At 54.1% G+C, this 25,222-nt stretch carries 17 protein-coding genes; 3 read left to right on the plus strand and 14 right to left on the minus strand.

What is annotated here, in order from left to right; translation table 11 throughout:
- Window positions 1–25: 25 nt before the first annotated feature.
- Window positions 26–2,434 carry a maltodextrin phosphorylase gene (malP, locus tag ACP3TC_RS20185; protein ID WP_426817120.1) on the minus strand — a complete coding sequence of 803 codons (2,409 nt, stop codon included), beginning with the start codon at window positions 2,432–2,434 and terminating at the stop codon, window positions 26–28.
- Window positions 2,435–2,937: 503 nt separating this feature from the next.
- Here malP and malT point away from each other — a divergent pair.
- A complete protein-coding gene (gene malT / locus ACP3TC_RS20190) occupies window positions 2,938–5,655 on the plus strand; it encodes an HTH-type transcriptional regulator MalT (protein WP_313855112.1) in 2,718 nt (905 codons plus the stop codon).
- Window positions 5,656–5,713: 58 nt separating this feature from the next.
- Here malT and ACP3TC_RS20195 read toward each other — a convergent pair whose 3' ends face one another.
- The 3 genes from ACP3TC_RS20195 to glpE are packed head-to-tail and all read right to left on the minus strand — an operon-like array spanning window position 5,714 to window position 7,706.
- On the minus strand, window positions 5,714–6,472 hold the full coding sequence (locus ACP3TC_RS20195) for a DeoR/GlpR family transcriptional regulator (protein WP_313855110.1): 759 nt from the start codon (window positions 6,470–6,472) through the stop codon (window positions 5,714–5,716).
- A gap of 24 nt (window positions 6,473–6,496) precedes the next feature.
- Window positions 6,497–7,324 (minus strand): rhomboid family intramembrane serine protease GlpG, encoded by an 828-nt coding sequence (gene glpG, locus ACP3TC_RS20200; protein ID WP_426817121.1) that lies wholly within the window; start codon window positions 7,322–7,324, stop codon window positions 6,497–6,499.
- A gap of 52 nt (window positions 7,325–7,376) precedes the next feature.
- Window positions 7,377–7,706, minus strand: a complete 330-nt coding sequence (gene glpE, locus ACP3TC_RS20205; RefSeq protein WP_313855107.1) for a thiosulfate sulfurtransferase GlpE — start codon at window positions 7,704–7,706, stop codon at window positions 7,377–7,379.
- A gap of 231 nt (window positions 7,707–7,937) precedes the next feature.
- On the opposite strand from glpE, the gene glpD reads away from it, so the two are divergent.
- On the plus strand, window positions 7,938–9,446 hold the full coding sequence (gene glpD, locus ACP3TC_RS20210) for a glycerol-3-phosphate dehydrogenase (protein ID WP_313855106.1): 1,509 nt from the start codon (window positions 7,938–7,940) through the stop codon (window positions 9,444–9,446).
- Between the two features lie 53 nt (window positions 9,447–9,499).
- Here glpD and glgP read toward each other — a convergent pair whose 3' ends face one another.
- From glgP to asd, 6 genes are all read right to left on the minus strand, one after another.
- Window positions 9,500–11,947 (minus strand): glycogen phosphorylase, encoded by a 2,448-nt coding sequence (gene glgP / locus ACP3TC_RS20215; RefSeq protein ID WP_313855104.1) that lies wholly within the window; start codon window positions 11,945–11,947, stop codon window positions 9,500–9,502.
- A 21-nt stretch (window positions 11,948–11,968) separates the two neighbouring features.
- Window positions 11,969–13,402 (minus strand): glycogen synthase GlgA, encoded by a 1,434-nt coding sequence (glgA, locus tag ACP3TC_RS20220; protein WP_313855103.1) that lies wholly within the window; start codon window positions 13,400–13,402, stop codon window positions 11,969–11,971.
- A gap of 65 nt (window positions 13,403–13,467) precedes the next feature.
- Window positions 13,468–14,760 carry a glucose-1-phosphate adenylyltransferase gene (glgC, locus tag ACP3TC_RS20225; RefSeq protein ID WP_313855102.1) on the minus strand — a complete coding sequence of 431 codons (1,293 nt, stop codon included), beginning with the start codon at window positions 14,758–14,760 and terminating at the stop codon, window positions 13,468–13,470.
- Between the two features lie 10 nt (window positions 14,761–14,770).
- On the minus strand, window positions 14,771–16,756 hold the full coding sequence (glgX, locus tag ACP3TC_RS20230; RefSeq protein ID WP_313855101.1) for a glycogen debranching protein GlgX: 1,986 nt from the start codon (window positions 16,754–16,756) through the stop codon (window positions 14,771–14,773).
- On the minus strand, window positions 16,753–18,936 hold the full coding sequence (glgB, locus tag ACP3TC_RS20235; protein WP_313855099.1) for a 1,4-alpha-glucan branching enzyme: 2,184 nt from the start codon (window positions 18,934–18,936) through the stop codon (window positions 16,753–16,755). The genes glgX and glgB overlap by 4 nt, the downstream gene beginning before the upstream one ends.
- A 396-nt stretch (window positions 18,937–19,332) precedes the next feature.
- Window positions 19,333–20,442 (minus strand): aspartate-semialdehyde dehydrogenase, encoded by a 1,110-nt coding sequence (gene asd, locus ACP3TC_RS20240; RefSeq protein WP_313855096.1) that lies wholly within the window; start codon window positions 20,440–20,442, stop codon window positions 19,333–19,335.
- Window positions 20,443–20,631: 189 nt separating this feature from the next.
- On the opposite strand from asd, the gene ACP3TC_RS20245 reads away from it, so the two are divergent.
- Window positions 20,632–21,225: a YhgN family NAAT transporter gene (locus tag ACP3TC_RS20245; RefSeq protein ID WP_426817122.1), complete on the plus strand. Its 594-nt coding sequence runs from the start codon at window positions 20,632–20,634 to the stop codon at window positions 21,223–21,225.
- A 40-nt stretch (window positions 21,226–21,265) separates the two neighbouring features.
- On the opposite strand, the gene gntU is transcribed toward ACP3TC_RS20245, so the two are convergent.
- The 4 genes from gntU to ACP3TC_RS20265 all read right to left on the minus strand — a co-directional run bounded on the left by gntU (window position 21,266) and on the right by ACP3TC_RS20265 (window position 25,101).
- The gene (gntU, locus tag ACP3TC_RS20250; RefSeq protein WP_426817123.1) at window positions 21,266–22,606 is read right to left on the minus strand and encodes a gluconate transporter; all 1,341 of its coding nucleotides are present in this window, start codon (window positions 22,604–22,606) and stop codon (window positions 21,266–21,268) included.
- A gap of 5 nt (window positions 22,607–22,611) precedes the next feature.
- Entirely contained in the window at window positions 22,612–23,148 is a 537-nt protein-coding gene (gntK, locus tag ACP3TC_RS20255) for a gluconokinase (RefSeq protein WP_313855092.1), read from the minus strand.
- A gap of 139 nt (window positions 23,149–23,287) precedes the next feature.
- The gene (gene gntR / locus ACP3TC_RS20260; RefSeq protein ID WP_426817124.1) at window positions 23,288–24,283 is read right to left on the minus strand and encodes a gluconate operon transcriptional repressor GntR; all 996 of its coding nucleotides are present in this window, start codon (window positions 24,281–24,283) and stop codon (window positions 23,288–23,290) included.
- A gap of 122 nt (window positions 24,284–24,405) precedes the next feature.
- Window positions 24,406–25,101, minus strand: a complete 696-nt coding sequence (locus tag ACP3TC_RS20265; protein WP_313855090.1) for a pirin family protein — start codon at window positions 25,099–25,101, stop codon at window positions 24,406–24,408.
- Window positions 25,102–25,222 lie beyond the last annotated feature (121 nt).

Here is a 25,222-nt window from a genome sequence, read left to right on the forward strand (position 1 = left end):
GACTCACCAGTAAACCAGCCTGAAATCAGCCCTGCCGTTTGGCCTGCCAGATACGCTGCTGATAGTCGCGAATTGAACGATCCGAACTGAACATGCCGGTACGCGCGGTATTAAGAATCGCGGTACGCGTCCAGGCTTCCTGATCGCGCCATAAGGCTTCAACCCGTTGCTGCGCTGCAATGTATTCGGCAAAATCTGCCAGCACCAGCCACGGATCGCCACCTTTGGTCAGGCTGTCGAGCAGCATATCGAAGGCGTGCTTATCGCCATTGCTGAAGAAGCCGTTTTCCAGCTCTTTCAGCAGGCTATCAAGATATTTATCTTTTTTACGCAGCTTACGCGGGTCATAGCCTTTAGCTTTAAGCGCTTTCACTTCATCCACGGTATTACCGAAGATAAAGATATTTTCTTCACCCACCTGCTCGGCAATTTCGACGTTCGCGCCGTCAAGCGTGCCGATGGTCAGTGCGCCGTTCAGCGCCAGCTTCATATTGCCGGTGCCGGAGGCTTCATAACCTGCGGTAGAGATCTGCTCCGAAAGATCGGCGGCCGGGATCATCAGTTCTGCGGCGGTAATGCGGTAATCCGGAATAAACACCACTTTCAGGCGATCGCCCACCAGCGGATCGTTATTGATTTTCTCGGCGACTTTATTGATCGCGTAGATGATATTTTTTGCCAGGTAGTAGCCCGGCGCTGCTTTGGCACCGAACAGGAATACGCGCGGCACCATCTCGCTTTGCGGATTATCGCGCAGCTGACGATAGCAGTGCAGAATATGCATCAGCCCAAGGTGCTGGCGCTTATACTCATGCAGGCGCTTGATCTGAATATCAAACATCGCATCCGGATTCACACTGATGCCGGTCAGCTGATGGATGTAGCTTGCCAGCCGGGCCTTATTATCATGCTTGATCTGACGGTAACGCTGACGGAACGCAGCATCATCGGCCAGCGGCTCCAGCCCTTTCAGCGCATCCAGATTGTTGGCCCACTCCACTTTAAGGGTGTCATCAATCAGCGCTGCCAGTTCAGGATTGCACTGTTTCAGCCAGCGACGCGGCGTGATGCCGTTGGTGACATTGTGGAATTTATTCGGCCACAGCAGGTGATATTCCGGGAACAGATCCTTAACCACCAGTTCAGAGTGCAGCGCCGCCACGCCGTTAACCGCAAAACCACTGACCACGCACAGGTTCGCCATCCGTACCTGCTTGTCATGCACTACCGCCAGCTTCGCCCATACCGCCTCGTCGCCCGGCCACTGCTTGTCGACCAGCTTCTTAAAGCGTTTGTTAATTTCATGGATAATCATTAAATGACGCGGCAGCAGGCTGCGTACCAGCTTCTCATCCCAGCGCTCCAGCGCTTCCGGCATCAGCGTATGGTTGGTGTAAGCGAACACTTTACTGGTGATGGCCCATGCAGCCTCCCAGCCAAGCTGATGCTCATCCAGCAGCACCCGCAGCATCTCAGGGATGGCGATGGTTGGATGGGTATCATTGAGCTGAATCACTTCGTAATCGGCCAGCTCGGCAATCGCACGCCCGGCCTGGTGATGGCGGCGAAGAATATCGGCAACGGAACAGGCGCACTGGAAATATTGCTGCATCAGGCGCAGACGTTTGCCATCCTGATGATTATCGTTCGGGTACAGCACTTTGGTCAGTTTGGCGGCATCAATCCCCTGCTGTTCTGCCTGCAGGAATTTGCCGTCATTAAACAGCGTAAAGTTAAACGGATGAACATGGGTCGCCTGCCACAGTCGCAGCGGCTGCGCCACGCCATTACGGTAGCCAATCACCGGCAGATCCCAGGCTTCACCGCGCAGTACAAAGCCCGGCTGCCAGCGATACTGACCGTCATCACCCCGCACGACTTTACCGCCGATTGATACATCCACATCCAGCGCGGCGTTATGGCGGAACCACGGGTAAGACTGGCGATGCCAGTCATCCGGCGCTTCTTGCTGGTGACCATCATCAAACGACTGCCGGAACAAACCATACTGATAATTAAGGCCATAGCCGATCGCCGACTGGCCCACGGTTGCCATTGAATCGAGGAAGCAGGCCGCCAGGCGCCCAAGCCCACCGTTGCCCAATGCCGGATCGACCTCTTCCTCCAGCAGTTCAGTCAGGCTGATCTGCTGGTCGGCCAGAACCGCCTGCACCTCGTTATACCAGCCAAGATTCAGCAGGTTATTACCGGTCAGGCGACCAATCAGAAACTCCATTGAAATGTAGTTAACATGACGCTGCTTTTTATCTGCTTTCGCCACCGGCTGTGCGGCCAGCAGCTCGGCCAGCGCGCCGCTTACCGCCTGCCAGCGCTGATGGCTGTTCAGCTCCTGCAACGAGTTCAATCCCAGGTGTTGCCACTGGCGAGTCAGCGCTGCCTCAAAACGTGCCTTATTAAATTTTTGCTGCGACATAAATCTCTTCCGGTAAGTGAATAGTTTCGCGAAAAATTGATGCGCACATGCTGACGGTTGCGTTATCGCACAGCATCATCCTGTGAGGGGCTTAGACGGGGATGAGTTGCAGGGCGTAGCCATAAATGTGATCGCCAGCACTTAATTTAAGACGGCAATGCGGAAAAAAGCTCATTAATGACGACAATAAAGCCAAAAAATTCTGCTGACGTCACTCTCTGACGCGCCCATTTTCCTGGCCGGGCAGAAGCTCGGCAGCCGCAGCAGTAAAGATAAAACGTTGATAAAAATGATAACTACAGTTAATTATTTCGTTATGTTCAATTAATACCGTGAGCTGAAATATTAAAATTTGCGTAAGGAAGTGTGATGAGGTGCAACATAATGAATTCTCATTATCAGCGATCCTTGCAATAGGCTGCCGACTGACGGAATGTACTTAATTACACGCTGTAAAATAATTCCGGTTGTATCCTCCTATTTCGCACAGTGAAGTGTAAGCCATGCTGATACCATCTAAACTCAGCCGTCCATCGCGGCTTCAGAACACCATTGTTCGGGAGCGTTTGATTGCAAGGCTCACGAATATTAATTTTTACCGTCTGGCGCTGGTCACCAGCCCGGCCGGATATGGCAAAACCACGCTGGTTGCACAGTGGGCCGCCGATAAAAGCGATCTAGGTTGGTACTCTCTGGATGAGAGTGACAACTATCCCGAACGCTTCGCCACCTATTTTATGGCCGCCATTCAGCAGGCTACCGGCGGCCACTGCGTGCGCAGCGAAGCGCTGGCGCAAAAACGTCAGTACGCCAGCCTGAGCGCCCTGTTTTCCCAGCTGTTTGTCGAACTTTCTGAATGGCACCGTCCGCTGTTTTTGGTAATAGATGACTATCACCTGCTGACGAATGATGCCATCCATCAGGCTATGCGCTTTTTTATTCGTCACCAGCCGGAAAACCTGACGCTGGTGATTCTGTCGCGCAATCTGCCCTCACTTGGCATTGCCAATCTGCGGGTGCGTGAGCAACTGCTGGAAGTTAACAGCCAGTCGCTGGCATTTACCCACGGCGAGGCGAAACAGTTCTTCGATTGCCGTTTGCAGCAGCCAATTGATGCCACTCACTCCCAGCGGCTGTGTGATGATGTGGCTGGCTGGGCAACCGCTTTGCAGCTGATTGCGCTGTCGGAACGCCAGTCCAATACGCCAACACACCAGTCTGCGCAACGACTGGCTGGCATTAATGCCAGCCATCTGTCTGATTATCTGGTCGATGAAGTGCTCGACTGCGTTGATGACGCCACGCGTAACTTTTTACTGCGCAGCTCAGTACTGCGCTCAATGAATGATGAGCTGATTGCCCGCATTACCGGCGAAGAAAATGGCCAGCTGCGTCTGGAAGAGACCGAGCGGCAGGGGCTGTTTTTGCAGCGGATGGACGACAGCGGCCAGTGGTTTAATTTTCACCCGCTGTTTGTCAGCTTTTTGCGCCAGCGCTGCCAGTGGGAGCTGGGTAGCGATCTGCATCAGCTGCATCGCGCGGCGGCGGAAGGCTGGATGGCGCTCGGCTTTGCCGGAGAAGCCATTCATCATGCGCTGGCGGCGGAAGATACCTTGTTACTGCGCGATATCTTGCTGCAACACGCCTGGTCGCTGTTCAATCATAGCGAACTGGCGCTGCTGGAAGAGGGTCTGAAAGCGCTGCCATGGCAATTGCTGGTGGAAAACCCACGGCTGATCTTATTGCAGGCGTGGCTGGCACAGAGTCAGCATCGGTATAATGAAGTCAATCTGCTGCTGGCACGCGCTGAGCAGGAGATGGCAATGCAGCAAATAGCGGTTGATGCGGTTCTGAGCGCCGAATTTGATGCGCTGCGCGCGCAGGTGGCGATCAACGCCGGTAAGCCGGATGAAGCGGAGCGACTGGCCACTCATGCGCTGAATACACTGCCGCTGGCTCATTACTACAGCCGGATTGTTGCCACCTCGGTTAAGGGTGAAGTGCTGCACTGCCAGGGTGAGTTGAGCCAGGCGCTGGCGATGATGCAGCAAACCGCGCAGATGGCTCAACAGCATGATATCTGCCATTACGCGCTCTGGGCGCTATTGCAGCAGAGTGAAATTTTGATCGCCCAGGGATTCCTGCAAACCGCGTTCGAAACCCAGCAAAAAGCCTTTGCCCTGATTGATAAACAGGGGCTGGAACAGTTACCGATGCACGAATTTTTGCTGCGTATTCGCGCGCAGCTGCTGTGGTCGTGGTCGCATCTTGATGATGCTGAAACCGCCGCGCGCAATGGGCTGGAGGTGCTGGCAAACTTCCAGCCGCAGCAACAGCTACAGTGTCTGGCGATGCTGGCGAAATGTGCACTGGCGCGCGGGGATATGGATAATGCCCGTCGTCATCTTAACCGCTGTGAAAACTTATTGGGTAACGGCCAGTATCACAGCGACTGGGTGACGAATGCCGACAAGCCGCGGGTAATTTACTGGCAGATGACCAATGACAAAGTGGCCGCCGCTAACTGGCTGCGACTGACGCCAAAACCAGCAGATGCCGATAACCACTTTTTGCAAGGGCAGTGGCGCAATATCGCCCGCGCGCAAATTTTGCTTGGGCAATATGATGAAGCCGAAGTGGTACTGGATGAGCTGAATGAAAATGCACGCCGTTTGCGTTTAATCAGCGATCTCAATCGTAACTTGCTGCTGAGCAACGCGCTCTACTGGCAGACCGACCGTAAAAGCGATGCGCAGAAAGCACTGATAGAGTCGCTGTCGCTGGCTAACCGCACCGGCTTTGTCAGCCATTTTGTGATTGAAGGTGAAGCGATGGCGCAGCAGCTGCGGCAGTTATTACAGCTGAATACCCTGCCCGAACTGGAACAGCACCGTGCGCAGCGGATCTTACGCGATATCAACCAGCATCACCGTCACAAGTTCGCCCATTTTGATGAGACGTTTATCACCCGATTATTAACCCACCCACAAGTACCGGAGCTGATTCGTACCAGCCCGCTGACCCAGCGCGAGTGGCAGGTGTTAGGACTGATCTATTCCGGCTACAGCAACGATCAAATCGCCAGCGAGCTGGACGTCGCGCCAACCACCATTAAAACCCATATTCGTAATCTTTATCAGAAGTTGGGCGTGGTACATCGCCAGGAAGCCGTACAGCAGGCGCAGCAGTTATTGCATTTGATGGGAATGGGCGTGGCGTGATCAATCACCACTAAGAAATGAATGCGCGGCGGCGTTCTCACCGCCCGCAATCATAAATTCAGCACAGCTCCAGATGCACCTCATGCTGCTCAATCACTTTCATCACGCTCGGCGGCGGTGGCTCGTCGGTATACAGATGGTCGATCAGGCTCATATTACCGAGATTAACCATCGCATTACGGCCAAACTTTGAATGGTCGGCCACCAGCATCACGCAGCGCGAATTCTCGATGATCGCGCGCTTGGTGCGCACCTCATGGTAATCAAACTCCAGCAGCGAGCCATCCATATCGATGCCGCTGATACCAAGAATGCCGAAATCCAGACGGAACTGAGAGATAAAATCAAGCGTCGCCTCGCCCATGATACCGCCATCGCGAGTGCGCACTTCACCACCGGCCAGAATCAGGCGGAAGTCCGGCTTGGACATCAGCAGCATTGCCACGTTGAGATTATTGGTCACCACCCGCAGATTATTGTGATTCATCAGCGCATGGGCGACAGCTTCCGGCGTGGTACCGATATCAATAAATAGCGTGGCACCATCGGGTATCTGGCTGGCTACCCGCTGAGCGATGCGCGCTTTTTCCGCTGACCACATCATTTTACGATCCTGCCACGCGGTATTTTCGGAGCTGGAAGGCAGCGCCGCGCCGCCGTGATGACGCTGAATTTTATTCTGATCGGCCAGATCGTTAAGATCGCGGCGGATAGTTTGCGGGCTGACGTCGAAATGCTCCACCAGCTCTTCAGTACTGACATATCCCTGACGACGAACCAGATCGATAATGGCGTCGTGACGTTGCGTCTGCTTCACGAAGATCTCCGAACTTTATACTTTTTATTTGCGTACATGGCGCGTATCGACAAATGCCATTGCAAGCCCCACCAGCAAGCCGGTGACGTGCGCAGCATTGGCAATCGCTAAGCCGAACACGCCAAAGTATCCAATCACCAGCCACAGGATAGCGAAACCCATCAAACCACGCTCAAGGTAAATTCCACTTTCGGGATCGCGCTCGCCTCGCAGCCAGGCATAACCCATCAGCGCATACACTACGCCTGATAAACCACCAAACCAGATGCCGCTGAATTTTGCCTGCATCCAGCCACTGAGCAGCGCCGAAATCAGCGTAATCACGATCAGCTTGCCGCTGCCAAGGCGCTTTTCTACCGCTCCGCCGAGATACCACCACCACATCAGATTGAACAAAATATGCAGCAGTGAGAAATGCAATAAGCTATGGCTAAACCAGCGCCACAGCTGGAAATACTGACCTTCGCCATCCGGCCACGCCAGCCAGGCCATTACGGCGCGGTCGCCGAGCAGCTGCATCAGAATATAGATTGCCACGCAGACAACCATCAGCGTCATGGTCAGCGGACCGGCGCGCTGGCGAATGTTATCGAGCAGCGATGCGCTGGAATAACGCAAGCCGCTGGACGTATTGCCTGACTTCCAGCTGGCGTCCTGATAGCGCGGGTGCAGCGGATCACGCACAAACTGCTGAAGTTCGTTTTCGACCATCGCAGCCTGCGCTTCATCCGGCAGCAGGATATTCCAGCTGCCCTCCTGGTGCTCAATGCGCAGCGTCACGCCGCGCGTCGCCATATAGTCGACAAACGCCTGCGCCAGACGCGGATTATTAAAGTGGGTTATATGCCTCATTATTACTGTCAGCCCCTGTACCTGTCTGTGTTAATTGCCGGTCGGCTGAAAATCAGCTTGCTGTGGTTTCAACCTGCTGTGGGAAAGCGGCGCGCCAGGCGTCAAAGCCACCATCGATACTGTAAGCCTGATCGAATCCCTGAGTCAGCAGATACTGCGCCGCACCTTTACTGCTGTTGCCGTGATAGCACATGACCAGTACAGGCGTGCTGAAATCGGTTTGTTGCATAAAGGTGTTAAGTGAATCGTTAGTCAGATGGAAGGCACCGCTGGCATGGGCGGCTGCAAAGCTTTGCGGGTCGCGGATATCAATCAGCAGCGCCGCGCCTTGTTCCAGACGCTGTTGTGCCTGCTGCACGCTGATACATTCAAATTGTTCCATGGTGTTTTCCAGTCAATTACGAAACGAATTGGCGCTATTGTAACCTGAACCCGGTCGGCAATAACCAGACAAATGTTATTGTTACCGCGCTTTTGTGTCGCTAATTATGTTACCTGCATCACGCATAAATGTTTTTATTCGGTTAACCACTGGCATCAATGTTGGTTTCCGACTAATATCATGTTCGAAAACGAACATAATTGAGCCATTCCGAACATCGGGGGAGATGACGTGGAAACCAAAGACTTGATCGTAATCGGCGGCGGCATCAACGGTGCCGGCATTGCAGCTGATGCTGCAGGACGCGGACTGTCTGTGCTAATGCTTGAGGCGCAAGATTTGGCCTGTGCGACCTCTTCCGCCAGTTCTAAATTAATCCACGGTGGCCTGCGCTATCTGGAACACTACGAATTCCGCCTGGTCAGCGAAGCGCTGGCCGAGCGCGAAGTGCTGCTGAAAATGGCGCCGCATATTGCCTTTCCTATGCGCTTTCGTTTGCCGCACCGCCCGCATCTGCGCCCGGCGTGGATGATCCGCGTTGGCCTGTTTATGTACGATCATCTCGGCAAGCGCACCAGCTTACCGGGCAGCAAAAGTTTGCGTTTTGACTCAGATTCGGTACTTAAACCTGAAATCGTGCGCGGTTTCGAATATTCCGACTGCTGGGTCGACGATGCGCGTCTGGTTGTGCTGAATGCTCAGGAAGTGGTGAAACGCGGCGGTGAAGTCCGTACCCGCACCCGTGTTACCCGTGCATGGCGCGAAAAAGGGCTGTGGATGGTGGAAGCAGAAGACGTCGACAGCGGTAAAACCTTTACCTGGCGTGCCAAAGGTCTGGTGAATGCTGCCGGTCCGTGGGTTAAACAGCTGTTCGATGACAGCCTGAAGCTGAAATCGCCTTACGGTATTCGTCTGATTAAAGGCAGCCATATTGTGGTGCCGCGCGTTCATACGCAGAAACAGGCTTATATCCTGCAGAACGAAGATAACCGTATCGTGTTTGTTATTCCGTGGATGGACGAGTTCTCAATTATCGGTACCACCGACGTGGAGTACAAAGGCGATCCGAAGAGTGTCAAAATTGACGACAACGAGATCGATTACCTGCTGAAAGTGTTTAATGAACACTTTAAGAAAGACCTGGCGCGTGACGATATCGTCTGGACGTATTCCGGCGTTCGTCCACTGTGTGACGACGAGTCCGACTCACCGCAAGCCATCACCCGCGATTACACGCTGGATGTGCGCGATGACGAAGGTAAAGCCCCATTACTGTCGGTGTTTGGCGGCAAGCTAACCACTTATCGTAAGCTGGCGGAGCATGCGTTAGAGAAACTGTCGAAGTACTACCCGAATATCGGTGAAGCCTGGACGCGCAACTGCGTACTGCCGGGTGGTGATATCGCGGGTGGCCGTGATGACTACGCGGCCAGCCTGCGCCGTCGTTATAGCTTTATTACTGAAGGAATGGCGCGTCACTATGCGCGGACTTACGGCAGCAACAGCGAAGCGCTGCTGAAAGATGCCACCAGCCTCGAAGATTTAGGTGAGAACTTTGGTCACGATTTCTACGAAGCCGAGCTGCGCTACCTGGTGCAGCACGAGTGGGTGCGCGAACTGGATGATGCCATCTGGCGTCGTACCAAGCAGGGTATGTGGCTGAACGAGCAGCAGCAAGCGCGCATCAGCGAATGGCTTGCTACCCACCAGAAAAAGCCGGCGTTGTCGCTGGCGTCTTAAAAGATACGGGCGGCTATACAAGAACGCCGCCCGACTTCCTGCCAGTACCCTTGCTACAGCCTTATCGGTGAAATATGCCAGATCTCATCGGCATATTCCTGAATGGTACGATCCGACGAGAAGTAACCCATATTGGCAATATTATAAGCCGCACGACGCTGCCACTCTTCCGGATGACGATACAACTCATCGACCTTATCCTGGGTATCAACGTAGCTGCGATAATCGGCCAGTAACTGATAGTGATCGCCAAGGTTAACCAGCGAATCAAACAGGTTGCGATAGCGACCCGGTTCCTGCGGACTGAACACGCCAGTGGCAATCTGCGTCAGCGCCTGGCGTAACTCCGGATCTTCATCATAGTACTGATGTGAGTTGTAACCGTTACGTCTCAGCTCCTCAACCTGCGGCGTGGTATTGCCGAAGATAAAGATATTCTCTTCCCCGACGTGCTCCAGCATCTCAACGTTTGCGCCATCCAGTGTGCCAATCGTCAGCGCACCATTCAGGGCAAACTTCATATTACTGGTGCCGGAGGCCTCAGTCCCTGCCAGCGAGATCTGCTCGGAAAGATCCGCCGCCGGAATAATGATCTGTGCCAGGCTGACGCCGTAGTTAGGAATAAACACCACTTTCAGCTTATTCTTCACCTGCGGATCGCTGTTGATCACCTTCGCTACATCATTGATCAAATGGATAATATGTTTGGCGGTGTAGTATGCCGAAGCGGCTTTACCGGCAAAAATATTCACCCGCGGCACCCAGTTGGCGGTGGGATCGGCTTTGATGCGGTTATAGCGCGTAATGATATGCAGCACATTTAACAACTGACGCTTGTACTCGTGAATACGCTTAATCTGCACATCAAACAGCGCAGTTGGATCGAGCACCACATCAAGATTTTTCGCCACCCAATCTGCCAGCCGCTTTTTATTGGTCAGCTTGGCATTGGCGATATCCTCGATAAAGGTCGGATAGTCGATATGCTGTTTTATTTCACTCAGCTCGCCCAGCTCGGTGCGCCAGGTGCGGCCAATCGCTTCGTCCAGCACGCTGGACAGCGGCGGGTTAGCCAGCGCCAGCCAGCGACGCGGGGTCACGCCATTGGTTTTATTACAGAAACGACCGGGGAATATTCTGGCGAAGTCGGCAAACAGCGACTGCACCATCAGATTAGAGTGCAGCTCTGATACGCCGTTCACCTTATGGCTGACCACCACCGCCAGCCAAGCCATACGCACCTGGCGACCATTATTTTCATCAATAATTGAGATGCGTGACAGCAGCTCCCATTCGTCGGGATAGTGCTCCTGAACGGTTTTCAGGAAGTAGTCGTTGATATCAAAGATAATTTGCAAATTACGCGGCAAAATTTTGCCGATCATATCAACCGGCCAGGTTTCCAGCGCTTCACTCATCAGCGTGTGGTTGGTGTAAGAGAACACCTGGCAGGTCACTTCAAACGCCTCATCCCAGCTGAATTTATGCTCATCGATCAGCAGGCGCATCAGCTCAGGAATCGCCAACACCGGATGGGTATCATTCAGGTGAATGGCGATTTTATTGGCAAGATTGTCGAAAGTCTGATGCATGGTCCAGTGTCGATGCAGAATGTCCTGCACCGTCGCCGAGACCAGGAAATACTCCTGACGCAAACGCAGCTCACGTCCGGAATAGGTTGAATCATCGGGATAGAGCACCCGCGACACGTTTTCCGAGTGGTTTTTATCTTCTACCGCCGCGAAGTAATCACCCTGGTTAAATTTGCCGAGGTTAATTTCGTTACTCGCCTGCGCGCCCCAAAGCCGTAGGGTATTGGTTGCGTCGGTGTTGTAGCCGGGAATAATCTGGTCGTAAGCGGTTGCCAGCACTTCCTCGGTTTCGACCCAGCGCGCCTTACTGCCTTCATGCTGAATACGGCCACCGAAGCGTACTTTATAGCGGGTATTAAAACGCTGAAATTCCCACGGGTTGCCATATTCCAGCCAGTAATCCGGTGACTCCGCCTGGCGACCATCGATAATATTCTGTTTAAACATGCCGTAGTCGTAGCGGATACCGTAACCGCGCCCCGGCAGACCCAGCGTTGCCAGCGAGTCGAGGAAACAGGCAGCCAGTCGGCCCAGACCACCATTGCCCAGCCCCGGATCGTTCTCTTCCTCAATCAGCTCGGCAAGGTCAAAGCCCATCTCCTCCAGCGCCCGGTTGATATCATCATAGATACCCATCGCCAGCAGCGCGTTCGACAGGGTACGTCCAACCAGAAACTCCATCGACAGGTAGTAAACCTGGCGCACATCCTGTGACAACTGGGCCCGATTGGAACGCAGCCAGCGCTCCACCATCCGGTCACGTACTGCCAGCAGCGTGGCGTTAAGCCACTCGTGTTTATTGGCAATCGAAGGATCTTTACCCAGCGTAAACATTAACTTATAGGCAATCGAATTCTTCAGCGCTTCAACACTGAGTGTCGGTGAGGCGTAGGTGAAAGGTGCGTTCATATCAAGTATCCCATGTGCTGGTTACAGCAAGCGTTGATAAAGATCGCGGTAGGCACGTGCGGCCACCTGCCAGCTAAAATCCATCCCCATCGCCTGACGCTGTACATAACGCCAAAGTGAAGGACGGGACCACAACACAAAAGCACGCCGGATTGCTCTGAGCAGCGACCAGGCATTACTGTCCTCGAAGGTGAAACCACTGGCAATACCATCCGCCAGATTCTCCAGCGAGCTGTCGTTAACCGTGTCCGCCAGTCCGCCGGTACGGCGCACCAGCGGTAAAGTACCGTATTTCAGACCGTATAACTGCGTCAGCCCGCAAGGTTCGAAGCGGCTGGGCAGCAGAATGACATCTGCGCCGCCAATAATGCGATGGGAGAAGGCTTCGTGATAACCAATTTGCACGCCAACCTGCCCCGGATGTTCCGCCGCCGCCGCGAGAAAGCCCTGTTGAAGCACCGCATCACCGGCTCCCAACAGCACCAGTTGACCGCCCTGTTCCAGCAGTCCGGGCAGCGACTCCAGCACCAGATCCAGCCCCTTTTGCCGGGTTAAACGGCTGACCACCGCAAACACCGGCACTTTGTCATCGACTTTTAAGCCCATGGTCGTCTGTAACTGTCGCTTGTTCTCCGCCTTGGCTTCCAGCACATCACGGTTATAACGCGAACCGAGCAGCAGATCATGTTCCGGGTCCCAGATCGCCGGATCAACACCGTTGAGAATACCGCTCAGCCGCCCTTCACGTAATCGCAGCTCCAGCAGCGACTCCATGCCGTAACCAAACTCCGGCTGGGTAATCTCACGCGCATAGGTCGGGCTGACCGCCGTAATGTGATCGGCATAAAATAGCCCGGCTTTCAGATATGAGATCTGCCCGTAAAACTCGAGGCCATGCATACTGAAGAATGACCACGGCAGCTGAATTTGATCCATATGATGGGCCGAAAACAGCCCCTGATAGGCCAGGTTATGCACGGTAAATACCGACTTCGCCGGACGCCCACGCGCCGCCAGATAGGCGCAGGTTAAACCGGCATGCCAGTCGTGCGCATGCACCACATCCGGACGCCACCAGGTATCCAGCCCACATGCCAGTTCACAGCCGATAAAGCCCAGCAGTGCAAAGCGCAAATAGTTATCCGTGTAAGCAAACTGAGACTCATCGTGATAAGGGCTTCCCGGACGATCGTACAGGCCTGGCACCTCAATCAAGTAAATCCCGACGCCATTAAAATGCCCAAAATGCAGCCGAACGTAACCGGCGAAGGTTTGTAGTTCCGCAACCACTTCTGTATCGGTAATGCCTTTACGTAAATCAGGAAACATCGGTAATAACACCCGCGTATCCGTTCCTTCTGCAATCTGTGCTGCTGGTAATGCCCCGACAACATCCGCTAAACCCCCGGTTTTGAGCAGCGGAAAAAGTTCTGAACAGACATGTAAAACCTGCATTCTGGGCTCCTTAACTAGGCTCTGGCGCGCTCCAGCGCGCCAACAGCGATAACCGTTTTCATCCGTCAGCCAGCCGCTTTGGCCAGTCTGGCCAACATCGCTCGCGTCACCAGCACAATCCCCTCTTCCGAGCGATAAAACCGGCGGCTATCCTCATCAGGGTTTTCACCTATCACCATGCCTTCCGGTAGCTCGCAGGCGCGATCGATCACGCAACGACGCAGACGACATGAGCGGCCAATTACCACATCGGGTAACAGCACCGAGGAATCGATATTGCAGAATGAGTTCACCCGCACGCGCGGGAATAACACCGAGTGCACCACCACTGAACCGGAGATAATGCAGCCGCCGGAAACCAGTGAGTTCATGGTCATTCCATGACTGCCGGAACGATCCTGAACAAATTTCGCCGGTGGCAGCTGCTCCATCTGGGTTCGAATCGGCCATTCATGGTCATACATATCCAGTTCCGGCGTCACCGTGGCTAAATCAAGATTGGCGCGCCAGTAGGCTTCTAAAGTGCCGACATCACGCCAGTAAGGCGGGGCGTTATCGTCACTCTGTACGCAGGAAAGATTAAATGAATGGGCGTAAGCTTCGCCGCTGGCGACAATTTTTGGCAGCAGGTCTTTGCCAAAGTCATGGCTGGAATCAGGCTGTTGCAGATCCTCTTCCAGTAACTGATAGAGATAATCGGCGTTAAAGACGTAAATCCCCATGCTGGCTAATGACTGAGTATCATCACCCGGCATCGACGGCGGATTGGCCGGTTTTTCAACAAACTCGATCACTTTATTGTTGCTGTCCACCGCCATCACACCGAAGGCGCTGGCTTCGGCAATCGGCACCGGAATACAGGCAATGGTGCACTGCGCGCGGTTATCTACATGATCCAGCAGCATGCGCGAGTAATCCATTTTATAGATATGGTCGCCCGCCAGAATCACCACATACTGCGCGTTATAGCGTCGGATAATGTCGAGGTTTTGCGTCACCGCATCGGCAGTACCGCGATACCAGCTTTCCGTCGAGAAACGTTGCTGCGCCGGGAGCAGATCAACAAACTCGTTCATCTCCTCACTGAAAAATGACCAGCCACGCTGAATATGCTGCACCAGCGTATGTGACTGATATTGGGTAATCACGCCAATACGACGGATGCCCGAATTAATACAGTTTGACAGCGCAAAGTCGATGATGCGGAATTTGCCGCCAAAATGCACGGCAGGCTTGGCACGTTTAGCGGTAAGATCCCGCAGGCGCGTGCCGCGTCCGCCAGCAAGGATGAGGGCTACAGTTTGCGTTGGCAGCTGTCTCGCCAACATCAGATGATCTGCTCTTTCTAATTTAACCATGTCTGACTCCTTATGATTGCTTTTGGAACACGCTCACACCGTGCGCGGGTCCATGCCAGACGGTTGTAAGGATCGGGTTATCATCCCCGGCAAAAGGAGGAATGGCGCGCCACTCTCCATCAGGCAGTACGATGTCACTCACCTCTTCAGAGGCGTTTATTGTTATTAGCCAACGGTCTGAAAGCAGGATTTGCATTCTGTGCACGTCTTGCTCCCACTGCTCACTGCTCAGTGGCTGCCCGTCAGCATTCAGCCACTGTACGTTGCCGTCGCCCTCCTGCCACCAGCTGTCCTGCTGTAACGCCGGAATACGGCGGCGCAGGTGGATCAGCGCGGCGGTGAAGTCAAACAGCCCACTATCGTTGTCCTGCCAGTCGAGCCACGTCAGTTGGTTGTCCTGGCAGTAAGCATTATTATTGCCATGCTGGCTGTGACCATGTTCATCACCGGCCAGCAGCATCGGCGTGCCCTGCGCCAGCAGTAGCGAAGTCAACAGCGCATGTACGCTGTTACGGCGATGCTCAATTACCGTCAGTGGCGCCTTCAGCCCTTCAACACCGTGGTTATGGCTGTAATTATTGTTGCTGCCATCACGATTATCTTCGCCGTTGGCCTGGTTATGCTTACGCTCAAAACTCACCACATCGCGCAGTGTAAAACCGTCGTGCGCGGTAACCAGATTGATGCTGGCCGAGGGCAGACGCCCCCGCTGCTGGAACACATCACTGGAGCCGGCAAAGCGGCGGGCAAATTCGCCATTAGAAATATCGCCATACATCCAGAAGCGGCGCATCGCATCGCGAAAATGATCATTCCATTCGGCAAACGGCTCGGGGAAATTCCCCACCTGATAACCACCGGGGCCAACATCCCACGGCTCGGCGATCAGCTTGACCTGCGACAGTAGCGGATCGGCTTTCAGCGCCTCAAACATCACGGCCTGTGGGTCATAATCCGGCGAGCGGCCCATCACGGTGGCGAGGTCAAAGCGGAAACCGTCGACATGACAGACTTCCACCCAATAGCGCAGACACTCCAGCGTCCACTGCATCACCTCGGGATGGCTGATATTCAGCGTGTTACCGCAGCCGGTCCAGTTCTGGTACTCACCTTCGTCGCTCAGCCAGTAATAGCTTTTATTATCAACGCCGCGTTTCGACAGCGTGGGCCCGGTCTCTTCCAGTTCGGCGGTGTGGTTAAACACCACGTCAAGAATCACCTCAATACCCGCACTGTGCAGCGCTTTAACCGCCTGCTGAAACTCATTCAACGGATGAAGCTGATCCACGCCGGAAGCGTAACGCGCGTCGAGCGCATAGGTTGCCAGCGGGTTATAGCCCCAATAATTGGTTAAGCCCAGCCGTAACAGTCGTGGTTCGCTGGCAAAATAGGCCACCGGTAACAGTTCCAGTGCGGTGATACCCAGCCGCTGGAAATAGTCGATCATCACCGGATGACCCAGTGCGGCATAAGTCCCGCGGATCTCTTCAGGAATATCCGGATGCAGTTTCGTCAGGCCACGCACGTGGGCTTCGTAAATAACCGTCGATCCCCACGGCACGCGTGGCGGTTGGTCATCGCCCCAGTCGAAATCGTCGATAATCACCACGCTTTTCGGTGCGATGGCGGCACTGTCTTCGCCGTCTGGCTCTTCGATACCGCACTGGAAACGCGGATCGTCGGTGACTTCCCCGATCACTTCACGGGCGCAGGGATCGACCAGCAGTTTGGCCGGATTAAAGCGGTGCCCCTGCTGCGGCTGCCACGGGCCGTGTACGCGATAACCATACAGCTGGCCGGGCGTGGCGGCGGGCAGATAACCATGCCAGATATCACCACTGCGCGCTGGCAGGTCATAACGCGTTTCGTTGCCCTCGGCATCAAACAGGCACAGTTCTACGCGCTCGGCAAAGTGGGAGAACAGCGTAAAATTGATGCCTTTACCGTCATAGCTGGCACCCGACGGCTCAGGACGCCCCTCCAGTAATGAACTCATTCGCCCTCCCGCATCAGCCACACGGTTGCCAGTGGTGGTACCACCATACTGAGCGAATGTTCACGCTGATGGCTGTTGACTGGCTGACTGTGCAGCAGGCCGTTAGTCAGGTTACTGCCGTGATAATGTCCGGCGTCGGTATTAAGAATTTCACGCCAGCTGCCCGGCTGATTAATGCCAAAACGGTAGTCATGGCGTGCGACCGGCGTAAAGTTGGCGATCACGATAATCTCATTGCCCGCGTGGTCGCGGCGGACAAAGGCAAATACCGAGTTTTCATGATCGTCGACCACCAGCCATTCAAAGCCGCTGTGGTCAAAATCGAGCTGATGCATCGGTTTATGATGGCGATAGGTCAGGTTCAGATCGCGCACCAACCGCTGCACGCCGTTGTGCCAGTTGTCCTCGCCCTCCAGCAGATGCCAGTCGAGGCTGGTGTCATGATTCCACTCGCGTCCCTGAGCAAATTCGTTGCCCATAAACAGCAGCTTCTTACCCGGGAATGCCCACATCCAGCCATAGTAGGCACGCAGGTTGGCAAACTTTTGCCAGGCGTCGCCCGGCATGCGATCGAGGATCGAGCGCTTACCGTGCACCACTTCGTCATGGGACAGCGGCAGCACAAAGTTTTCGGTGTAGTTATACAGCAGCCCAAAGGTCATCAGATTGTGATGATAGCGACGATGCACCGGATCGAGCTTCATATAGTCGAGGGTGTCGTGCATCCAGCCAAGATTCCATTTAAACCAGAATCCCAACCCGCCCGATTCCGGCGGACGCGACACGCCGGGGTAGTCAGTCGACTCTTCGGCAACGGTGATACTGCCCGGTGCCGCGTGCCCTAGCGTGCGGTTGGTGTAGCGCAGGAACGACACCGCTTCGAGGTTTTCGCGACCACCATACGCATTGGGAATCCACTCGCCTGGTTTACGGCTGTAGTCGCGATAAATCATCGATGCCACCGCATCAACCCGCAGGCCATCAATACCAAAGCGCTCCATCCAGTAGAGCGCGTTGCCCGCCAGGTAATTACTCACTTCGCGGCGACCAAAGTTGTAAATCAGCGTGTTCCAGTCCTGGTGATAGCCCTCGCGCGGATCGCCGTGCTCATACAGTTCGGTGCCGTCAAACTTCGCCAGACCGAACTCATCGGAAGGAAAGTGGCCTGGCACCCAGTCGAGCAGCACGTTCAACCCGGCGGCGTGCGCCGCAGCAATAAAATAGCGGAAGTCATCACGGGTACCGAAACGGCGGGTCGGCGCGTACATCCCCAGCGGCTGATAACCCCAGCTGCCGTCAAACGGATGTTCGTTAATCGGCAGCAGTTCGATATGGGTAAACCCCATCTCTTTGACATAGGGCACCAGCTGCTCAGCCAGCTCGCGGTAACTGAGCCAGAAATGGTTATCAGTATGGCGACGCCAGGAACCGAGATGCACTTCATAGATAGAGATGGGCGCGTCAAAGGCATTCGCCGCCTTACGCTCCGGTTTCATCTCTACTTTTTCCGGCAGGCCACAAATCATCGAGGCGGTTTGCGGTCGCATCTGCGCTTCAAAAGCATAAGGATCGGCTTTCAGCCGCAGCTGGCCATACACATCGATAATTTCGAATTTATACAGCTGCCCCTGACGCGCACCCGGAATAAACAGTTCCCACATGCCGCTTTCACGGCGAAAGCGCATCGGATGGCGACGGCCATCCCAATAGTTGAATTCGCCTACCACCGAAACACGCTGGGCATTGGGCGCCCAGACGGAAAAGCGCGTGCCGGTAACGCCATCAATCACATCAGCATGAGCGCCCATGGTTTCATACGGGCGCAGGTGCGTCCCTTCCGACAGCAGCCAGCTGTCCAGCTCAGCCAGTAGCGGACCAAAACGGTAAGCATCATCAATTAAATTCTGTTCACCATGCCAGATCACCGCCAGCTGATAGCGAAACGGGTTTTTACGCCGTGGGATCACACCACTAAAAAATCCGCGTGAATCAAGGCACTTCAGCTGCACACACTTCCGCCCGGTTTTGGTTTCAATCACCCAGACTTCTGACGCATCAGGCAACAGAGCACGCACCTCCAGCCCGGCGTCGGTTTGATGCATACCAAGCAGCGCAAAAGGGTCGGCATAATGGCCGGAAATAATCGCATTGATCGCATGGCGATCGGGAAGCTCAGACATGACATTCTTCCTGTGACATTTGGCAAGCGAATCAGTGACGCATTGATAAATAATGCATCAGATGAAGGCTGCTCTTTGTTGAGCCATCAGCTCGCAGGCACGGTGAATATCCATCCGCTGGAACAGAAAACCACTGCTGCGAACAAATTCAATTTATTTGGAAAGCAAAAACAGTCAAAAATCAGAACACCTGTTCTAAGCATAGCTAAGGCCGACAATTAGCCTGGTAAGAATGCATAAATAATTTTTGTTAATGCCAAAAAGAAGAAACAAGAAGTATGAAGGACTCAGTTGAAGCAGGAACACAGGTCAGTTGTTCCGGAATGGACGCATTTTCCTTAACAGATAACGATGGACGATAAACGGGCCCGTTGCGCCGGGCCCGTCAGTATCGGGTTAGTCCACCAGCAGACGCAGCATGCGGCGCAGCGGTTCCGCCGCGCCCCACAGCAGCTGATCGCCAACGGTAAAGGCCGAAAGATAATCCGGGCCCATATTCAGTTTACGCAGACGTCCGACCGGCGTATTCAGCGTGCCGGTGACTGCCGCAGGCGTCAGTTCACGCAGGGTGATTTCGCGGTCATTCGGCACCACTTTAACCCAGTCGTTATGCGCAGCCAGCAGCTGTTCGATTTCGCTCAGCGGCACATCTTTTTTCAGCTTCAGGGTAAACGCCTGGCTGTGACAACGCAGTGCGCCAACGCGGACGCACAGCCCGTCGACCGGGATGATGCCAGCAGGTTGCAGAATCTTGTTAGTTTCTGCCTGGCCTTTCCACTCTTCGCGGCTCTGGCCGTTTTCCAGCTGCTTATCGATCCACGGAATCAGACTGCCCGCCAGCGGCACACCAAAGTTATCCACTGGCAGCACGCCAGCGCGGCTCATTTCGGTCACTTTGCGTTCGATATCCAGAATCGCTGAGGCCGGGTTTTCCAGCTCTTTTGCCACATGGTTATGCAGCATTCCCATCTGGCTCAGCAGCTCACGCATATGGCGCGCGCCGCCGCCGGAAGCCGCCTGATAAGTGGCAACCGACGCCCACTCCACCAGATCGTTAGCAAACAGGCCGCCGAGCGACATCAGCATCAGACTAACGGTACAGTTACCGCCAACAAAGGTTTTGATGCCGTTATCCAGCCCCTGGCGGATCACATGATGGTTAACCGGATCGAGGATAATGATCGCATCATCATCCATACGCAGCGAAGAAGCCGCATCAATCCAGTAACCCTGCCAGCCGCTGGCGCGTAATTTAGGATAAACTTCATGGGTATAATCGCCGCCCTGGCAGGTAATGATGATATCCAGCGCCTTCAGCGCTTCGATATCAAAAGCATCCTGCAGCGTACCTGCGGACTTGCCGGCAAATTCCGGCGCGGCCTGGCCGTGCTGTGAGGTGGAGAAGAACACCGGACGCACCACATCAAAGTCGCGTTCTTCGATCATACGCTGCATTAACACTGACCCGACCATACCGCGCCAGCCTACTAGTCCTACATTTTTCATGTCCTGGTACCTGCTTCAGGCTGCGCCAATATCGCCAGGCCTGTTAGAGTAAGTAAAACAAACGAAAGATAACTACCACCTTACAAAATGCAGCAAAACAGGCAAGTGAATTAAATCGATGCTCAGCATTTTTTCAGCAGTACGGCTTATAACCGATGAATATCGCAATGGAACAAGAGAACAACAACGATGACTGAGATGATCTCCGCAACAATATTATTGTTGCTTATCATGGATCCACTGGGCAATTTGCCGATTTTTATGTCGGTTTTAAAGCATCTGGAGCCGAAACGTCGACGAGTGGTGTTAATCCGCGAAATGCTGATCGCGTTGTTTATCATGCTGCTGTTTCTGTTTGCCGGCGAAAAAATTCTGACTTTCCTTAATCTGCGCACTGAGACAGTATCGATTTCCGGCGGCATTATTTTGTTTCTGATCGCCATCAAAATGATTTTTCCTTCGCATGAAAGCAGCAGCAGCGGCTTATCCGCGGGTGAAGAGCCGTTTCTGGTGCCGCTGGCAATACCGCTGGTAGCGGGACCGTCGCTGCTGGCAACCCTGATGCTGCTGTCGCACCAGTATCCGAATCAGATCGGGCATCTGGTGGCCGCACTGATGATTGCCTGGGGCGTAACCGTGGTGATTTTACTGCTTTCCGGCCTGTTTCTGCGCCTGCTGGGCGATAAAGGTGTCAATGCGCTGGAGCGTCTGATGGGTTTGATCTTGATTATGCTGGCAACGCAGATGTTTCTGGATGGGATTCGGGCGTATTTAAAAATCTGACAATCTGGCGGCAGTCCAAAATGGACTGCCGCCAGAAAGATTACGACAACAACTCAAACGCGATCATCCCCACTACCGCACCAACCGTGCCGAGAATGGTTTCCATCAGCGTCCAGGTTTTAAGCGTCTGCGCTTCGGTGGCACCGGTAAATCGACCAAACAGCCAGAATCCGGCATCATTCACGTGGCTCAACACTATTGACCCACCGGCGATACAGATCGACAGCGCGGCCATCTGCGCGCCCGAGTAGTTAAGCACCTCAATGACCGGCATCACCAGACCGACGGTCGTCAGGCAGGCAACGGTTGCTGAACCCTGAATCACGCGTACCGCGGCAGCCAAGATAAAGCAAGCCAGCGCAATCGGCAGCCCGGCACCAGTCAGGGCATTACCTAACGCCGGACCGACGCCGGAATCCACCAGCACCTGCTTAAACACGCCACCGGCACCGATCACCAGCAGAATAATCCCCGCCGGTTGCAGCGCGCTGCCGCAGATCTCCATCACCCGCTCTTTATCCATTCCCTGGCGGTACGCCAGGCCATAAATCGCCACCAGACAAGCCAGCAGAATGGCGGTAAACGGATGGCCGATAAACTCCAGCCACTGATACAGCGTGCTGCCTTCGGTGGTAAAACGCGCCCCGATGGTTTTCAGCCCAACCAGCACCAGCGGAAACAGAATCAGCGACAGGCTGAAGCCAAACGACGGCAGTTTGCTGCTGTCATACTCCGGCTGCGAGACGTCATCCGGCACGCGGAATTCAACATGGCGACTGATAAAGTTACCAAACAGCGGACCGGCAATAATCATACTGGGGATCGCCGCGCACAGGCCAAGCAGAATCATCCAGCCGAAATCGACGTGCATCTGTGAAGCCAGCAGCATCGGAGCCGGCCCCGGCAGCAGAAATGCGGCGGCCGCAGCCACACCGGCAAACAGCGGGATCACCAGCTTCACCAGGTTGTCGTGGGTGCGGCGCGCGACGGCAAAGGCAATACTGATCAGCAGCACAATCGCCACTTCAAAAAACAGTGGCAACGCGCAAATCAGGCCGGCAATCCCCATCGCATAGTGCGCGCGGCTTTCACCGAATGCCTTCAGCATCCGGATGGCTATCTGATCAACCGCACCGGTTTCATGCAGAATTTTGCCGAACATCGCGCCCAGTGCGACGACAATGGCGAGAAAACCGAGGGTGCCACCCATGCCTTTTTGCATGGTGTCAGCAATTTTATCGACAGGCATGCCGGAGAAAATTCCGGCACCGATTGAGACTAACATCAGCGCCACAAAGGCGTGCATACGGGCTTTCATCACGAGAAACAGCAGCAGTAATACCGAACCTGCTGCGGTCAGAACCAGTGTTGCGGTACTCATTACAACTAATCCTTTTTGATCGCACCTTCGATGGTAGCGACGGTGGCGGCAACAACCTCTTCCAGCGAATGATTGATATCAACCACTAACACGTCCTGCTCATCTGCACCCGGCTCTTCCAGCGTGGCAAACTGGGTAACCAGCATTTGCGGCTTAAAGAAGTGGCCTTTACGCGCTTTCAGGCGAGCTTCGATGGTTTCGAAATCACCCTGCAGATAGACGAATGACAGGTTGCTGTTGTCCTTACGCAGGATATCGCGATAGCTTTTTTTCAGCGCCGAGCAGACGATAATCGAGATATCGTTAGTGCGCTGCATGGCGAAGGCGGCATCGTTCAGCGACTGTAACCACGGGCGACGATCGTCGTCATTTAACGGATGACCTTCGGCCATTTTCTCAATATTGGCGCGGGGATGCAGGAAATCGCCATCAAGAAAGGCGGTTTTCAACTGATAAGAAACCTGGTTAGCAACGGCGGATTTACCGCTGCCAGATACGCCCATCAGGATAAACACATGATGTGACGAGGAATTCGTTTTCATTATTTTAACTCCGGCAGATGAGTATGCGCATGTTACCGATAACAATTGCTGATCACATTCTCAGTACGTGCGCTGGCAATGGCAACCGTTCCGCCGGGAAAAGGTGGTAAATGTGAGATACCTCAAATAATTGAAATAATCAGATGCTACCGCCTTCAGAAATCTCAAAACCGACATTTACCGGTTGAACGGCGCTTTTATTACCGCCAATCCGCGCCAGCAGCATTGAAGCGGCTTCACGCCCCATTTGCTCACGCGGCGTCAGCACCGTAGCCAGTCTTGGATTCACCACCTGAGAAATATCGTGGCCGTGGAAACCGGCAATGGCGAGATCGTCCGGCACCCTCAGCCCCTGCCGCTGGCACTCAAACATTGCGCCAACCGCCAGGTCATCATTGGTACAGAACAGGCTGTCGACGTGCGGATAACGACGTTGCGCTTCGCGTAACAGATCGGCACCGGCGGTAAACGAAGAGGCTTCTTCCATCATCACGCTCTGTGGCTGCAAACCGGCCTCGCGCATCGCGATTTCATAGCCACGCTGTTTCTGTAGCGTTCGCTCATCCAGACGCGCCCCGAGATAAACCGTATGGCGATGGCCTTTAGCAATAATCGCCCGCGTCATCTGCCGTGCCGCTTCGACGTTATCAAAACCCACCGCCATATCCAGACAGGGCGATACGCAGTCCATCATCTCAATCACCGGAATACCGGCAGTTTCAATCATTCGCAAACTGCCCGGCGTGTGGCTGCGCTCGGTGAGGATTAGGCCATCAATATTCCAGCCCAGCAGCGAACGCAGCTGCAACTCCTCTTTGTCCTGGTTGTAACCAAAGTGGCTGAGCATGGTCTGATAACCCGCAGCATCAGTGACGGCTTCAATACCGCGCAGTACATCGGCGAAAACTTGATTGGTCAGCGAGGGCAGCAGCACGCCAATGGCGCGGCTGGTGGCGTTGGATAGCATATCCGGCGCCCGATTGGGGATATAGCCAAGCTCATCCAGCGCCACAGCGATTTTTTCACGCAGGGCAACGGAGACCTGCTCTGGATTACGCAGGTAGCGGCTGACGGTCATTTTGGTGATGCCAATTCGATCGGCAACATCCTGCAGGACGGGTCTTCTTTTTTTCATCGTTATCAGACTGTGTAGTGAGGTAACGATGAGTCTATCAAAAAATGTTGCGGTAACATCATTGAGTTACCGCGCAAATAATAATGGCCAGAATAATCTGACCATTATTTATGACCCATAAATCAGACCGGTGGCAGATCAAACAGCAGGATTTCTGCGTCGCTGTCGGCCTGAATTGACAGCGCACTTTCGTCCCAGATTGCCAGCGCGTCGCTGGTGGTCACTTTCTCACCATTCACCTGAACGTCACCTTTCACTACCTGAATCCAGATGCGGCGTTCAGCCTCAACGTCGATTGCCGATTGCTTACCTTTTTTCAGCGCCCAGCGCGACAGCGTCATATCCTGATGCACTTTCAGAGAACCGTCACGGGCATCCGGTGACAGTACTAACTGACGGCCTTCAACATCGTCGAAGCGGCGCTGCTCGTAACGCGGCTCAATGCCAGCCGTATCCGGAATGATCCAGATCTGATAAAGATGCAGCGGCTGATCTTTACTGCCGTTGTACTCGGAGTGGCGCACGCCGGTACCTGCGCTCATAATCTGGAACTCACCCGCCGGAATCTGTTCTTTGTTACCCATGCTGTCCTGATGTTCAACCACCCCGGACAATACGTAGGTCAGAATTTCCATATCTTTATGCGGATGGGTACCAAAACCCTGCCCGGCGTCGATAACATCTTCGTTAATCACTCGCAGTGCGGAAAAGCCCATAAAGTCTGCATCATAGTAATTAGCAAAGGAGAACGTGTGCCAGCTGTCCAGCCAGCCATGGTTTGCGTGACCGCGATCTTCAGCTTTACGTACATAAATCATATTCAACTCTCCTCAACGTTTTGACCTAGTCTGGACTTGATTCGAGCCGGATGATAGCTGAAAAACTTCACTCCTCTGTTCAAAAAAAGTGAATGAAAAAACCCGCAGTTATTCGGCCTGA

It is taken from the genome of Winslowiella sp. 2C04, assembly GCF_050037805.1.
Taxonomy (GTDB): Bacteria; Pseudomonadota; Gammaproteobacteria; order Enterobacterales; family Enterobacteriaceae; genus Erwinia; species Erwinia toletana_A.

Bases quoted from the DNA above. Each gene is read 5' to 3' on its own strand.
- glgB (WP_313855099.1), bottom strand. From the start codon at position 18,936: ATGTCTGAGCTTCCCGATCGCCATGCGATCAATGCGATTATTTCCGGC.
- malP (WP_426817120.1), bottom strand. From the start codon at position 2,434: ATGTCGCAGCAAAAATTTAATAAGGCACGTTTTGAGGCAGCGCTGACT.
- glgA (WP_313855103.1), bottom strand. From the start codon at position 13,402: ATGCAGGTTTTACATGTCTGTTCAGAACTTTTTCCGCTGCTCAAAACC.
- gntR (WP_426817124.1), bottom strand. From the start codon at position 24,283: ATGAAAAAAAGAAGACCCGTCCTGCAGGATGTTGCCGATCGAATTGGC.
- gntU (WP_426817123.1), bottom strand. From the start codon at position 22,606: ATGAGTACCGCAACACTGGTTCTGACCGCAGCAGGTTCGGTATTACTG.
- ACP3TC_RS20245 (WP_426817122.1), top strand. From the start codon at position 20,632: ATGACTGAGATGATCTCCGCAACAATATTATTGTTGCTTATCATGGAT.
- ACP3TC_RS20265 (WP_313855090.1), bottom strand. From the start codon at position 25,101: ATGATTTATGTACGTAAAGCTGAAGATCGCGGTCACGCAAACCATGGC.
- asd (WP_313855096.1), bottom strand. From the start codon at position 20,442: ATGAAAAATGTAGGACTAGTAGGCTGGCGCGGTATGGTCGGGTCAGTG.
- glgX (WP_313855101.1), bottom strand. From the start codon at position 16,756: ATGAGTTCATTACTGGAGGGGCGTCCTGAGCCGTCGGGTGCCAGCTAT.
- glgC (WP_313855102.1), bottom strand. From the start codon at position 14,760: ATGGTTAAATTAGAAAGAGCAGATCATCTGATGTTGGCGAGACAGCTG.
- glpG (WP_426817121.1), bottom strand. From the start codon at position 7,324: ATGAGGCATATAACCCACTTTAATAATCCGCGTCTGGCGCAGGCGTTT.
- malT (WP_313855112.1), top strand. From the start codon at position 2,938: ATGCTGATACCATCTAAACTCAGCCGTCCATCGCGGCTTCAGAACACC.
- glpE (WP_313855107.1), bottom strand. From the start codon at position 7,706: ATGGAACAATTTGAATGTATCAGCGTGCAGCAGGCACAACAGCGTCTG.
- gntK (WP_313855092.1), bottom strand. From the start codon at position 23,148: ATGAAAACGAATTCCTCGTCACATCATGTGTTTATCCTGATGGGCGTA.
- glgP (WP_313855104.1), bottom strand. From the start codon at position 11,947: ATGAACGCACCTTTCACCTACGCCTCACCGACACTCAGTGTTGAAGCG.